Origin of the sequence: Chitiniphilus purpureus, assembly GCF_025642115.1 — a bacterium.
Classification (GTDB): domain Bacteria; phylum Pseudomonadota; class Gammaproteobacteria; order Burkholderiales; family Chitinibacteraceae; genus Chitiniphilus; species Chitiniphilus purpureus.
Genome location: NZ_CP106753.1, coordinates 3734879 through 3747421, shown reverse-complemented (window position 1 = coordinate 3747421; position 12543 = coordinate 3734879). Strand labels below are relative to the sequence as shown.

The 12543-nt window shown below is 67.2% G+C and carries 8 protein-coding genes and 1 pseudogene; 5 read left to right on the top strand and 4 right to left on the bottom strand.

The genetic code is table 11. From position 1 onward, the window contains the following. Positions 1 to 152 precede the first annotated feature (152 nt). Positions 153 to 500: a hypothetical protein gene (locus N8I74_RS17390; protein ID WP_263124438.1), complete on the bottom strand. Its 348-nt coding sequence runs from the start codon at positions 498 to 500 to the stop codon at positions 153 to 155. Positions 501 to 1186: 686 nt separating this feature from the next. On the opposite strand from N8I74_RS17390, the gene N8I74_RS17385 reads away from it, so the two are divergent. Further along, entirely contained in the window at positions 1187 to 1552 is a 366-nt protein-coding gene (locus N8I74_RS17385) for a MerR family transcriptional regulator (protein WP_263124437.1), read from the top strand. Positions 1553 to 2212: 660 nt separating this feature from the next. Here the strand turns inward: N8I74_RS17385 and blaOXA are convergent. After that, positions 2213 to 3007 (bottom strand): annotated as a pseudogene (blaOXA, locus tag N8I74_RS17380) (class D beta-lactamase); the annotation flags it as partial. A 10-nt stretch (positions 3008 to 3017) separates the two neighbouring features. Here blaOXA and N8I74_RS17375 point away from each other — a divergent pair. Further along, positions 3018 to 4574 (top strand): hypothetical protein, encoded by a 1557-nt coding sequence (locus tag N8I74_RS17375; protein WP_263124433.1) that lies wholly within the window; start codon positions 3018 to 3020, stop codon positions 4572 to 4574. A gap of 128 nt (positions 4575 to 4702) precedes the next feature. On the opposite strand, the gene N8I74_RS17370 is transcribed toward N8I74_RS17375, so the two are convergent. Together N8I74_RS17370 and metH are read right to left on the bottom strand one after the other, a co-directional pair. Continuing rightward, the gene (locus N8I74_RS17370; protein ID WP_308445864.1) at positions 4703 to 5749 is read right to left on the bottom strand and encodes a cytochrome-c peroxidase; all 1047 of its coding nucleotides are present in this window, start codon (positions 5747 to 5749) and stop codon (positions 4703 to 4705) included. 249 nt (positions 5750 to 5998) lie between these two features. Beyond that, positions 5999 to 9745, bottom strand: coding sequence for a methionine synthase (metH, locus tag N8I74_RS17365; RefSeq protein ID WP_263124432.1), 3747 nt, complete (start codon positions 9743 to 9745; stop codon positions 5999 to 6001). Positions 9746 to 9965: 220 nt separating this feature from the next. Between metH and N8I74_RS17360 the strand changes: the two genes are divergently transcribed. The 3 genes from N8I74_RS17360 to N8I74_RS17350 all read left to right on the top strand — a co-directional run bounded on the left by N8I74_RS17360 (position 9966) and on the right by N8I74_RS17350 (position 12498). Then, the gene (locus N8I74_RS17360) at positions 9966 to 10631 is read left to right on the top strand and encodes a hypothetical protein (RefSeq protein ID WP_263124431.1); all 666 of its coding nucleotides are present in this window, start codon (positions 9966 to 9968) and stop codon (positions 10629 to 10631) included. 221 nt (positions 10632 to 10852) lie between these two features. After that, positions 10853 to 11752, top strand: a complete 900-nt coding sequence (locus N8I74_RS17355) for an ABC transporter ATP-binding protein (RefSeq protein ID WP_263124430.1) — start codon at positions 10853 to 10855, stop codon at positions 11750 to 11752. Then, positions 11749 to 12498 carry an ABC transporter permease gene (locus N8I74_RS17350; protein ID WP_263124429.1) on the top strand — a complete coding sequence of 250 codons (750 nt, stop codon included), beginning with the start codon at positions 11749 to 11751 and terminating at the stop codon, positions 12496 to 12498. The genes N8I74_RS17355 and N8I74_RS17350 overlap by 4 nt, the downstream gene beginning before the upstream one ends. The last annotated feature ends 45 nt before the right edge of the window (positions 12499 to 12543 follow it).

Here is a 12543-nt window from a genome sequence, read left to right as displayed (position 1 = left end):
GGCGCATCGCATGGTCCGCCATGCTGGCGCCCGCTGCCCGCCGCTGGTGCGGTGGGTGTTGTACTCAATCACTGCGCCCGTGGCAAGTGCGGGGCCGGGGCGATGGGAAGACCTGCCGGATGCAGGCGATATGCGGTGCTCGCCGGTGCAGCTTATCCCACCCGTCGCCAGACTTCGTATTCGACCTGTACACCATCCTCCCAACGCGTGTTGTGCCACAGATCGCCTTCCAGCCGGAACCGGAACACATAGTCGCGCATCGCCTCGGGTGGGAAGGTGCCCAGGTCCGGCCGCTCGGTGTACTGCTGGCCGTCGACGGTATAGCGCCCGCTGCCGGCTGCCCAGAATGCACCCTGCTGATGGGTGACGAAACTGAAATAACCATTGGCCAGCACCTTGCGCGCACGTAGCTGCGCTTCGCCGTACTGCAGCAGGTGGCCGTTGTCCAGGCATTCGCCGGAAACGAGTTCCCAGCAGCCGGCCAGTGATGACGTCTCCATCCTGTATTCCTCCAAGTCGTCCCGGACGGCCACCGGCCCCGGCATGCTGACCACTTTAGGCGGCCGGCCCGGCGTGCACTACGCCCGGATTGGCGTGTTTGCCCTGGTTGCAGTCCAGTGCATCATGCGCTGGCCGCACCGCGTTTCGCGGGTGCTGCGGCCAGATGGGCTTGTTGTCCGGTCGCGGCGGTTGTTGGATGCTGCAGGCGGCCTGCCTCACCACCAGACGCGGCGGGCGGTCGAGTGCGTGCAGCCCCTTGCTGCTGCCGAGCACCGGGGCGGCTGAAGGCGGGTTGAACCGCGCCTGCGGCGCGGATGCCACGAACGCGCCCAGCCCCGGGGCGGGCCTGCACCCCGGGCCGTGGTGTGGCAAAGGGCATCGGCCAAGTCGTCACTCCGGCGTGGTCATCGTGTCCCTGCGGCATCTGCAAGACGATCGCCGCACGAAAATCGCTGCCGGAAAGCAATGCCCCGCCGTGGGCAGGCCAGGGCGGTGATATCCAGTGCCGCTGCACCGGCATCCAGCATCCGCTGACACCCAGCTTGCGGTTGGCTATGATGTCCGGCTGACCGGGGTCGTCGTGTGCGCCTTGCGCAGGCTCCGGTCCTTGCCGTGGCAATGGCGCGGCATGATGGGAAGCAGATGCACCCGGACCCGTGGTGCGAGCATAGGCAAGGGGAAGGCGATGCCCGAGACATTGTTGATCGGTGCCGCAGCCAGGGCGGCAGGCGTGACGGTGAAGGCGATCCGGTTCTACGAGGCGGCGGGTCTGATCCCGCCCGCGCCGCGGCGCGGCCGCTACCGTGTCTACGATGCGGACGCCATCGCGCGCATCACGCTGATCCGTGAGGCCAGGGCGCACGGTTTCAGCCTGGAGAGCCTGCGCCCCTTGCTGCAGAACGCCTTCGGCCCTGGACATTGCACGCGGGTGTACGCGCTGATCGAGCAGAAGCTCGATGCACTGCAGGCCGAGGTCGCGGCGGTGCAGCAGCGGATGGCGCAACTGCGGCAGCTGAAGCGCCGACTGCAAGGCGACGCGGACAACGCTTGACTCTCCCGCACGGGGCAGAGTGCACGCTGCGGGCTTCGTGCCTTCGGAGACTGCCATGTCCGCCCCGCTGTTCCAGCGTCTTGCCACGCCCCGCCGCCTGATCGCCCTGGTGCTCGCGTTCGCCGCGGCGCTCTGGCTGGTCAACTCGCCGTTGCTGCCGTTCTCGATCCCGGCACTGCAGCAGGCGAGTGGTGGCAAGACCCTCCTGAATGTGCTGCCCCATTACGACGCCGCCACCGCCTATGCCCACCTGACCGCGTACAACGCTGCGGCCTGGCGGATCTACCGGCAGATCCTGCTGCTGGACCTGCTGGTGCTGATCCCGCTCTATGTCCTGATGCTGGGGGCCGCCTTGAGCCACGCGGCCGGCCTGGCGCGGGTGACGCCGGCATGGCGGGTGCGCCTGGGCCTGCTGCCGCTGGCAGCGGCCGTGCTCAACCTGCTGGAAGACGGCCTGATCGTGACGCTGATGGCCTGCTTGCCGGCCCGGTACGACGGCTGGGCCGCGCTGTGTGGCTGGCTCACCAGCGCCAAGACCCTGCTGCTGTGGAGCGGCCTGTTGCTGGTGCTGGCGTTGTACGGTGTGCGCCTTGCTGCCCTGGCGCGGGGCTGCGGCCCGCAGGTGCAGCGGTGAAGGGCCGTATACGCCGCCGGCGGGTGCGGTATCACCCCCGCATCCTGCAGCAACGCCCTGCCCAGCGGTATCCGTTGTGCGCCATCGGTCTCGTTCACAAGGTCGACGTTGAGTGCAAAGCTGTAGACCTTGCCGCCCCGCAGCACCCAGCCGACCCACCAACCCAGATGGGGCTGCCGGTCGGTGGCCCAGCCGGTCTTGGCGTGCAGCGTATACCCGGGATTGCTTTCCTGCACCGTGATCTGCTGCACCAGCGCCTGGCTGCGCACCGACAGCGGCAGGTGCCCCTGCGCCAGCCGGGCGAGGAAGCGGGTCTGCTCCAGCGCGGAGATCGCCAACGGCCCTTGCAGCCAGAACTGGTCGATCACGTGGCCGATGCGCTGGTTGCCGTAGCCCAGCCGCTGTACCCAGAAGTTCATCCGGGCATGGCCGATGCGGCGTGCCACCTGCTGGTAGACCGGCACGTTGGAGACACGGATCGCCTCGGGCAACGCCATATCGTGCGCCCACTGCGGCAGGAAGGTGGGGCCGCCGCCATAGGGGATGACTTCGTCCAGATCCTTTACCGCACCGGTCTCCAGCGCGATCAGGCTGTTGGGGATCTTGTAGGTGGAGGCGGGCGTATAGCGGGTACGGGCGCGCCCGGCGTTCCAGACGTAGGTACGCTCGGCAGCCACGTCGTACAGCACAAAGGTGCCGTGCAGGCCGTGCCGTTCGAACAGGGCACCCCAGCCGGGGCGCTCGATGAGCCCGGTTGCGTGTGACAGCGGTGACAGCGCCAGCACCATGGCGGCCCGCGCAAGCAGAGACAATGGACGGATGGACAGACGCATGACAGATCTCCCGGAACGCGCACCGGCGGCACGCCACGACGACCATGCTATGCGGCGCCTGGACGGCGGCGCAGTGCATCCGCCGTCCCCGCTGTCACAGGGGCCGGTGGTGGAGCTGACCACGCCGCAGACTGTGGATGGCCGACGTGCGCCGTTCCAATCGCTTTGGCTGCTGGTGCGGCTGGTGCAGGCGGCACAGGCCGGCGAGCCCCGTGTGGCGGTGGCGGAACTGAGTGGCGCGATCAGCGAGGCCAAGACGCTGCGCATGGTGATCAGCCGGGCGTTCCGCGACTTCGCAGCCTGGGGGGTGTCGGCAGGCTGGGGGGACGACGCCGCGCGCGATCCGCGTTTCCTGAATGTGGAGCGGCGCAGCCAGGGGCCGTTCTGGCTGGCTGCGGGTGACATGCCGGTGCTGCAGGTGACGGGCCAGCCCGCCACCGCCGCCGACATCGCCGCCTTCCTCGGTCAAGGGGCCGGTACCGGGCCTGCCCTGCAGACGTTGCCGGATCCGGCGGCATTGCCGTTCTGGCAGCAGATGGCCAGCGCGCAGCAGGCGCTGCGGCACGGTGCGCTGGTCTCGGCCACCGGCGCCGGCAGCGCGCTCTCCGCGCTCAAGGCGGCCGCCTGCCATGCCCACACGCCGCAGCTGGAGGCGCAACGGCTGTTGACCGAGGCCTGGGTGTGGCGCCGCCTGGGTGACAGCCGCCAGGCGCTGGCGTGTGTGCGGCGGCTGCAGCGGCTGCGTCGCGGCGCAGGTCTGGTTGCAGCGGCCGAGCCGGTGGCGATGCAGCAACTGCTGCTGGCCTGGTGCGCCTACGACAGGCGTGAGCTTGATCGGGCGCGCAACCTGCTCGCGACCATGCAGACCGGCCATACGGCCCTGCTCGCCCACCATCCGCAGATCGGCTTCGAATGGCACAACCTGTGGGCGTTGACGCTGCGTTCGACTGCCCTCGCGGCGCCACAGGCGCATGCGGCAGCCGCCCTGGCCGCTGAGGCGCTGGCGCACTTCGGCCACGCGCTGGCGATTGCGCAGGCGCAAGGACAGGTCGAGGCCACGCAGCAGGCGGCGGCCAATCATGGGATGGCACTATGGTTGTTCCACGCTGCCGGGCTGCGGCCGCTACCGGACGCGGCGGCGCAGGCGGTTCGGTGGATTGCGTACAGCGAATGGCTGTGCCAGCAGGCGGGCAACCGTCAGCCCTCGGTGTGGAATGCGTTGTTCCTGATGCGCATCGCACGTGGTGCCGCCGTAGCGCCATGCACGCCGGCGCAGCTTGCCGCCTGGGCCGACCCGTTCGCCGACGCCCTTGCGCAATTCAACCGGCCGGGTGGCTGGCGGGCCGTGGCCGAGGCGCTGCTGTACGAGCACGACAGCGGCCAGCGCCGCTATCCCGCCACCCAGCTGTGCGGGCTGTTGTTCGAGGCGCTATGGCATGGCAGCGGCGTGCCTGCCGCCGTCGCGCGCCGGGAACGGCTGCTGGCACTGCTGCCGGAGCTGTCGGCCGCCGACCGGGCCTATTACCGCGATGGGCTCGCCAGCCTGGCGCTTTGATCCGGCGGGCCTGCACACCGCCCCTCAGACGCAGTGGGATGCGCAGCGCAACTGCAACACAGCAGCGCCCTGGCGCTTCGCAGCAATGCGCCAGGGCTGGTTGCACCGGTCTTGCCCGGCGTCGGTGTTCAGTCGTCGAATGGGATGGGGCGCGGGGTCTCGTTGGAGGAGGGCGGCAGGATCGGCAGTTCAATCCGGGGCTGATCGCCGGTCAGGGTCTTGAGAAAGGCCGCAATCTGCATGACTTCCGTCTTGGTGAACTTCTTGCCCAGCTGCAACCGCCCCATCACATCGATGGCCTGCTCCAGCGTCGCGGCCTCGCCATCGTGGAAGTACGGGTAGGTCAATTCGACATTGCGCAGCGTGGGCACTTTGAAATTGAAGCGGTCGGCGTCCTTGCCCGTGACCGCCATGCGGCCTGTTGCCGGGCTTTTGGCCGGGTAGGGCTCGACGATCCCCATGCGCTGGAATGAATTGCCGCCTACCGCCGGGCCGTTGTGACAGGCAACGCAGCCGCTCGCCTTGAAGAGGTGGTAGCCGGACAGCTCCGTCTTGTTGAGCGCCTTGCCATCGCCCTTGAGCCACCGGTCGAATTTCGAGTTCGGGGTGACCAGCGTTTCTTCGAACGCGGCAATGGCTTTCGTCACCTGCCCGATATCGATCCTGTTCGTACCGAATGCTTTTTTGAATTCGGCCCGGTATTGGGGGATGGACGTCAGCACGTCCACCGCCAATGGATGGCTGAACGCCATTTCGGCCGGGTTGGCGATGGGGCCGCCCGCCTGCTCGTTCAGGTCCTTGGCCCGGCCATCCCAGAATTGGGCCAGATTCATGCTCGAATTCAGCACGGTCGGTGCATTGATCGGCCCTCGCTGCCACTGATGCCCGACCGACGTCTTCAGGTTGTCGGTGCCGCCCAGGCTGAGGTTGTGGCAGCTGTTGCAGGAGATGAAGCCGGATTTGGACAAGCGTGGATCGAAATACAGCTTCTTTCCCAATTCGATCACCGCCCGATTGCCGGGCTTTGCCGGTGGTATGGGCTGGATGGGTTCTGGGTCGGGGGCGGCATGCACGGCCCCGGCAAGCATGAGGGCGCCAAGGCCCGACGCTGTGATCAGAGTAAGGATTCCGCTATGCCTGTCCATATGTGCCCCGCCGCACTTGTCGCCCTCCACAAGGCTAGTGCATGTGCAGCAACCGGCATTCGCCAGGCAGCGTGATTTGTTCCCTGTCCATTTCCACCCGTTTGGCATAAATGACGGCGTTGTGCCGTGCCTGGCACATGTTCCGGGGCACTGCTGCGCACGGGCTGCCCGCAGGCAAGGCCATCCCGCCGCCCGCTGTGTGGCGCCGGGCTGCTGATTGGTTGCTGCCTAAGCTGGTGCCGCCTTCGGCGGCATAGTGGCCCACCGTGGGGCCGGGGATTACGCCGCGTACCCCAGGTTGGGTGCCAGATCGCGCTCGGCCTGCGCCAGGCTCACGCCGCGGCGGCGGGCGTAGTCCTCGACCTGATCCTTTGCCAGCTTGCCGACGGCGAAGTACTGCGACCGCGGGTGGCTGAAGTAGAAGCCCGACACCGCTGCCGTCGGCAGCATGGCGTAGCCTTCGGTCAGCGTCATGCCGATGGCGGGGGCGTCCAGCACGCGGAAGAGATCGGTCTTGGTGGTGTGGTCCGGGCAGGCCGGGTAGCCGGGGGCGGGGCGGATGCCGACGTATTGCTCGTCGGTGAGCTCGTCCACGCTGAGTGCTTCGTCGGCTGCGTAGCCCCACAATTCCTTGCGCACCTGCTCGTGCATGTACTCGGCAAAGCCTTCGGCGAAACGGTCGGCCAGCGCCTTGACCATGATGGCGCTGTAGTCGTCGTTGGCATCCTCGAACGCCTTCACGTGCGGATCGATGCCGATGCCGCCGGTCACGGCGAAGGCGCCGATATAGTCCTGCTTGCCCGATGCCTTCGGTGCGATGAAGTCGGCCAGGCACCAGTTGGGCTTGCCGGCGGCCTTCACATTCTGCTGGCGCAGCGTGTGCCAGGTCATCAGCACCTGGCCGCTTGCCGGGTCGTAGATCTCGATGTCCTCGTTGATGCTGTTGGCCGGGAACAGGCCGATCACGCCGTTGGCGCAGATCCAGCGTCCAGCGACCAGGTCCTTCAGCATGGCCCGGGCATCGGCAAACAGCGCGCGCGCCGATTCGCCGACCACCTCGTCCTGCAGGATCTTCGGATACTTGCCGAACAGCTCCCACGCGTTGAAGAACGGGCTCCAGTCGATATAGGGCTCGATTGCTTCCAGCGGCACGTTTTCGAAGCGCAGCACGCCAAGCTGCTTTGGCGCCGGCGGCGTGTAGCTCGCCCAGTCGAACTTGAAGCCGTTGTCGCGCGCAGCCTGCAGGCTCAGGAACCGGGTACGGTCCTTATTGGCGTGGATGGTGCGGATGTTGTCGTACTCGGCCTTCACCTTGGCGACGAACTCGGGCTTAAGCTGATCGGACAGCAGGCTGGAGCACACGCCCACGGCGCGGCTGGCATCGGGCACGTAGATCACCTGGCCGTTCCGGTAGCCCGGCTCGATCTTCACCGCGGTATGCACCTTGGAGGTGGTCGCGCCGCCGATCAGCAGCGGCAGATCGAAGCCCAGCCGCTGCATTTCCTTGGCCACGTGCGCCATTTCCTCCAGCGACGGGGTGATCAGCCCAGAGAGACCAATGATGTCGGCCTTCACCTCGATCGCCTTGTCGAGGATGGTCTGGCATCCCACCATCACGCCCAGGTCGAACACTTGGTAGTTGTTGCAGCGCAGGACCACGCCGACGATGTTCTTGCCGATGTCGTGCACATCGCCCTTCACCGTCGCCATCACGATCTTGCCCTTGGCCGGCGCATCCGCCAGGCCCATGGCGATCTTCTCTGCCTCGATGAACGGCTCCAGGTGTGCCACCGCCGCCTTCATCACGCGGGCGGATTTCACCACCTGCGGCAGGAACATCTTGCCGGCGCCGAACAGGTCGCCGACCACGTTCATGCCGGTCATCAGATGGCCTTCGATCACATGGATGGGGCGCTCGACGCTGAGTCGCGCTGCCTCGGTATCCTCGACGATATAGGTGGTGATGCCCTTCACCAGCGAATGGGTGATGCGTTCCTGCAGCGGCCATTCGCGCCAGGCCAGGTCTTCGACACTCTTCTGCGCGGCGTCGCCGCGGAACGATTCGGCCAGCGCGATCAGCGCCTCGGTGTCCATCATCGCATCCGCAGGGCTGCTTTCACCCTCACCCCGACCCTCCCCCGGGAGCGGGCGCATCAACACCACGCGCTCGATGGCGTCGCGCAGGTTGGCCGGCACCTCGTCGTAGTTCTCCAGCGCGCCGGCGTTGACGATGCCCATCGTCATGCCGTTCTTGATGGCGTGGTAGAGGAATACCGCGTGGATGGCCTCGCGCACCTTGTTGTTGCCGCGGAACGAGAACGACACGTTGGAGACGCCGCCCGAGATCTTGGCGTGCGGCAGGTTGCGCTTGATCCAGCCGGTGGCCTCGATGAAGTCGAGGCCGTAGCGCGCGTGCTCCTCGATGCCGGTGGCCACCGCGAAGATGTTGGGGTCGAAGATGATGTCGGCCGGATCGAAGCCGACCTCGTCGACCAGGATGCGGTAGCTCTTCCCGCAGATCTCGACCTTGCGGGCGTAGGTATCGGCTTGGCCGACCTCGTCGAACGCCATCACGATCACCGCGGCGCCGTACATCTTCAAGAGGCGCGCGTGATGCTTGAAGGCTTCGACCCCTTCCTTCATCGAGATCGAGTTGACCACGCACTTGCCCTGCACACACTTGAGGCCGGCCTCGATCACATCCCATTTGGACGAATCGATCATGATGGGTACGCGCGAAATGTCCGGCTCGGCAGCGATCAGGTTCAAGAAGGTGACCATGGCCTTGTGGGCATCGAGCATGCCCTCGTCCATGTTGATGTCGATGATCTGTGCGCCGTTTTCCACCTGCTGGCGTGCCACGTCCAGCGCGGCCGGGTAGTCGCCAGCGAGGATCAGCCGTGCGAATGCCTTGGAGCCGGTGACGTTGGTGCGCTCGCCCACGTTCACGAAAAGGTCGCTGTCGCCGATGTTGAACGGCTCAAGGCCCGAAAGCCGGCACTTGGGTTCGATCTCGGGGATGCGGCGCGGCGGCAGATCCTTCACCGCGTCGTAGATCGCCTTGATGTGTGCCGGCGTGGTGCCGCAGCAGCCGCCGATGATGTTGACGAGGCCGGATGCCGCCCATTCCTGCACCTGCACCGCCATGTCCTCGGGCGAGAGGTCGTAGCCGGTGGGTGCCAGCGGGTTGGGCAGGCCGGCGTTGGCATGCACCGAGACGAAGGTGTCGGAGATGCGGCTCATCTCCTCCACATATGGGCGCAGCAGGTCCGGGCCCAGCGCGCAATTGAGGCCGAACGAGATCGCGTCGGCATGGTGCAGCGAGTTGTAGAACGCCTCGGTGGTCTGGCCGGTGAGCGTGCGGCCCGATTGATCGGTGATGGTGCCGGAGATCATCACCGGCAGCGCTTCGATGTCGGGGCGGTCGGCAAAGTATTTCTTGATCGCGAACACCGCGGCCTTGGCGTTCAGCGTATCGAAGATGGTCTCGACCATCAGGATGTCGGCGCCGCCGGCCACCAGGCCGTCGATCGATTCGAGATACGCCTCCACCAGCTCGTCGAAGGTGACATTGCGATAGCCCGGATCGTTCACGTCCGGGCTGATCGACGCAGTGCGGCTGGTGGGGCCGAGGATGCCGGCGCAGAAGCGCGGCTTGGCCGGGTTCCTGGCGGTCTCGGCCACGCACAGGTCCTTCACCAGGCGGGCGGCAGCGTGGTTGATCTCCCACACCAGGCCTTCCATCTCGTAGTCGGCCATCGCCATCCGCGTGGCGTTGAAGCTGTTGGTCTCGATGATGTCGGCGCCGGCATCGAGGTACTGCTGGTGGATCTCGCTGATCACCTGGGGCCGCGTCAGCACCAGGAGATCGTTGTTGCCCTTCAGATCGACGTGCCAATCCTTGAAGCGCTCGCCGCGGTATTGTTCCTCGGTCAGCCGGTACTGCTGGATCATCGTGCCCATGCCGCCGTCCAGCATCAGGATGCGTTGATCGAGCAGGCCTTTGAGGATGTCGGCGCGGGTCATGGCAAGCAACGGGGCGTGTGAAGCGAACCGGCAAGTGTATCACGCGGGCGGCAAGGTGCTCCGGCCGGCCAGGGTGGCAGCCGTCGGTCGCGAAGCCTGGCGGCACTTTGCCGCCGTTCAGCCTGTTCGCCACCCCCAATTTTCGTTGCAGCGCAACAATTGTGCTTGAACATGCCTGCACCGATTGCCATAACGGGCAAGCAACCGGAGGAACGCAACTATGTCCATGTATTCACAATCGCTCACGGCCGCCTTGCAGCCCATGCAACTGACCCTGGCCTGGCAACAGCGCCTGTTCGAGGCGGCGCAGCGCTGGTGGGAGGCGCAATCGCGCATCGCCCCGGCAGGGGCCGATACAGCGCAGGTCGGTGCCTATGGCCCTGGTCCGGCGCTGCACGAGGCGATCTCTCCGCTGGCGGTCTGGCCGGAATGGCAACGCTGGGCGGTACAGCAATGGTCGCATACGCTCGATTTCTACTGCGAAGTGCAGACCGCGACGTTCGATACCATCGCCCAAGGCTGGCACAGCGCGTCAGAGCCGCTGGAGACTGCGGCCGCCGCGGTCACGCAATCGGCGCAGCCGGTGGCGGCCGCTGCATCGGCGGGGGCGGGCATCGCTGCACAGGCAGCCGCCAAACTGCCGGTCCCAATCGAAGGCACGACGACCACGGTGCCGGTGGCCGTATCCGATGTCGTGCCTCCGGCCACGCCGAGCCTGGCCAGCCGCGAGATCGCCGCGGCGCTGGACAACGCAAACAGCGGCACCAAGGCCGACGGGGCTGTCCCGGGCAGCGGCAAGGGCGATGTCGGCAAGGGCACGCCCGGGCCGCTGGCCAATACCGGCAACGGCGCCGGCACCCGTTCGCGGCGCCCGTCGTCCAAGTAGGCATGCGCGGGGCCGTCGGCCCCGCAGCGGCCGGTGCCGACCCTGAATCCATACCGTTCGCACCCCGACGCCGGCAAGTCATCGCCTCATGACGCGCTTCGCCGCAGGCACGGCCCGGCTACGCCTGTTGCGCCACGGGATGCAGATAGGATTTCCCCAGGACCTGGGCTTGCTGCGACCGCGGGGCGGCCGTGCGCGATCCCGTAGACGGTGGATCGAGCATGAGCATGCCGACCGCAGCAGCGGCACAACTCGAAGGCGTGGACAAGACCCGGGGCGGCGTGCCGGTGCTGCAGGGACTCGATCTCACGGTGCGCCATGGCGAGACCGTGGCCCTGCTCGGGGCCGCCGGTGCGGGCAAGACCACCACATTGTCGCTGCTGCAAGGGCTGTTGCGCCCTGATCGCGGCCAGGTCCGCCTGCTGGGCTTGCCGGCGGGCGCCAGGGCGGCACGTGCCCGGATCGGCGTGATGCTGCAGCAGGCCGGCCTGCCCGAGTTGCTGCAGGTGCATGAAGTGATCGAGCTGTTCCGACGGTGCTACGCCCGACCGCTGCCGCTGGCCGGGCTGCTCAAGACGGTGCAGCTCGACACCCAGGCCGACCGGCCGGTGCATACGCTGTCGGCCGGGCAGCGCCAACGCCTGTTTTTCGCGCTGGCTTTGGCGGGCGATCCGGAGCTCCTGTTCCTGGACGAGCCGACGGTGGCGGTGGATGCCGAGAACCGCGAACGGCTGTGGCAGGCAATCCGGAACCTGCAGGGCCGCGGCAAGACGGTGCTGCTGACCACGCACGATCTGGATGAGGCCGCCCGGCTGGCCGACCGCGTGGTGGTGATCCACGGCGGGCGGGCACTGGCCGACGCCGCCCCGGCCGACATCAAGGCCCGCATACCGGGCAAGCGGGTGCGCTTCGGGTTGGGGGCCGAGGTGGCTGACATCACCGTGCTGGCGCGGTGGGGGACGCTGCGCTGGCAGGGGCGGCAGGTGGAGCTGCTGACCCGGGACGCCGAGGGTGCGTTGTCACAGGTGTTCCGCGCCGGCTGGCCGATCCAGGCGCTTGAGGTGTCGGGAGTGGGGCTGGATGAAGCGGTACGCGCGTTGACCCCCAAGGCATGGTCATGAGCCTGCCCCACCCGTTGCCGCTCCTTGCCCAACTGCTGTACTGCGAATGCATGCAGCTGTTGCGCCTGCCCAGCTTCACTATCCCCACCTTTGTCGTGCCCATCGTGCTCTATGCCTGCATCGGCCTGCCGCTGCACGGCAGGGCTGTGCTCGGGCTGGATGGGGCCGGTGCGATGCTGGCAGCGATCTCCGCCTACATCACCATGACCACGGCGCTGTTCGCCGTCGGTGGGTCGATCGCCTTCGAGCGCGCCCGTGGCTGGTTGTGCCTCTTGCAGCGCTCGCCGCTGCCGATCCCGGTGTGGCTGTCGGCCAAGCTGCTGCTGGGTGTGTGCCAGGTGACGATCTCGCTCGCGCTGCTATATGGCTTTGCCCGTCTGTGCGGGGTGCCGGTGTCGCCGACGGGCTGGTTGCAGCTGTATGTCGCCATGATCGGTGGCATGGCACCCTTCGTGCTGCTGGGGCTCGCCATCGGTTTCCGGATGCGTGGCGAAGCGGCGATCACGCTGATCAACCTGGTGTTTCTGCCACTGTCGTTCGCCTCCGGCCTGTTCATGCCGTTGCAGCAATTGCCGGAGTGGATGCGGGACCTGGCGCCGCTGCTGCCGCCGTTCCACCTTGCCAATCTGGGCTGGGCTGCGCTGGGTGCGCAGGTCGACCCGCCGCTGCAGTCCATCGCCGCGCTGGCCGCCTATGGCCTTGGCTTCCTGCCGCTGCTGTGGCTTGCCCCGCTGCGGCGGCGTTAATGCAGCGATCCCCTCCAGCGGCATCCGCGACGGCGGCGGCCTGCC

Coding starts and splice junctions, on each gene's coding strand:
- N8I74_RS17390 (WP_263124438.1), bottom strand. CDS start 500: ATGGAGACGTCATCACTGGCCGGCTGCTGGGAACTCGTTTCCGGCGAA.
- N8I74_RS17385 (WP_263124437.1), top strand. CDS start 1,187: ATGCCCGAGACATTGTTGATCGGTGCCGCAGCCAGGGCGGCAGGCGTG.
- N8I74_RS17375 (WP_263124433.1), top strand. CDS start 3,018: ATGACAGATCTCCCGGAACGCGCACCGGCGGCACGCCACGACGACCAT.
- metH (WP_263124432.1), bottom strand. CDS start 9,745: ATGACCCGCGCCGACATCCTCAAAGGCCTGCTCGATCAACGCATCCTG.
- N8I74_RS17360 (WP_263124431.1), top strand. CDS start 9,966: ATGTCCATGTATTCACAATCGCTCACGGCCGCCTTGCAGCCCATGCAA.
- N8I74_RS17355 (WP_263124430.1), top strand. CDS start 10,853: ATGAGCATGCCGACCGCAGCAGCGGCACAACTCGAAGGCGTGGACAAG.
- N8I74_RS17350 (WP_263124429.1), top strand. CDS start 11,749: ATGAGCCTGCCCCACCCGTTGCCGCTCCTTGCCCAACTGCTGTACTGC.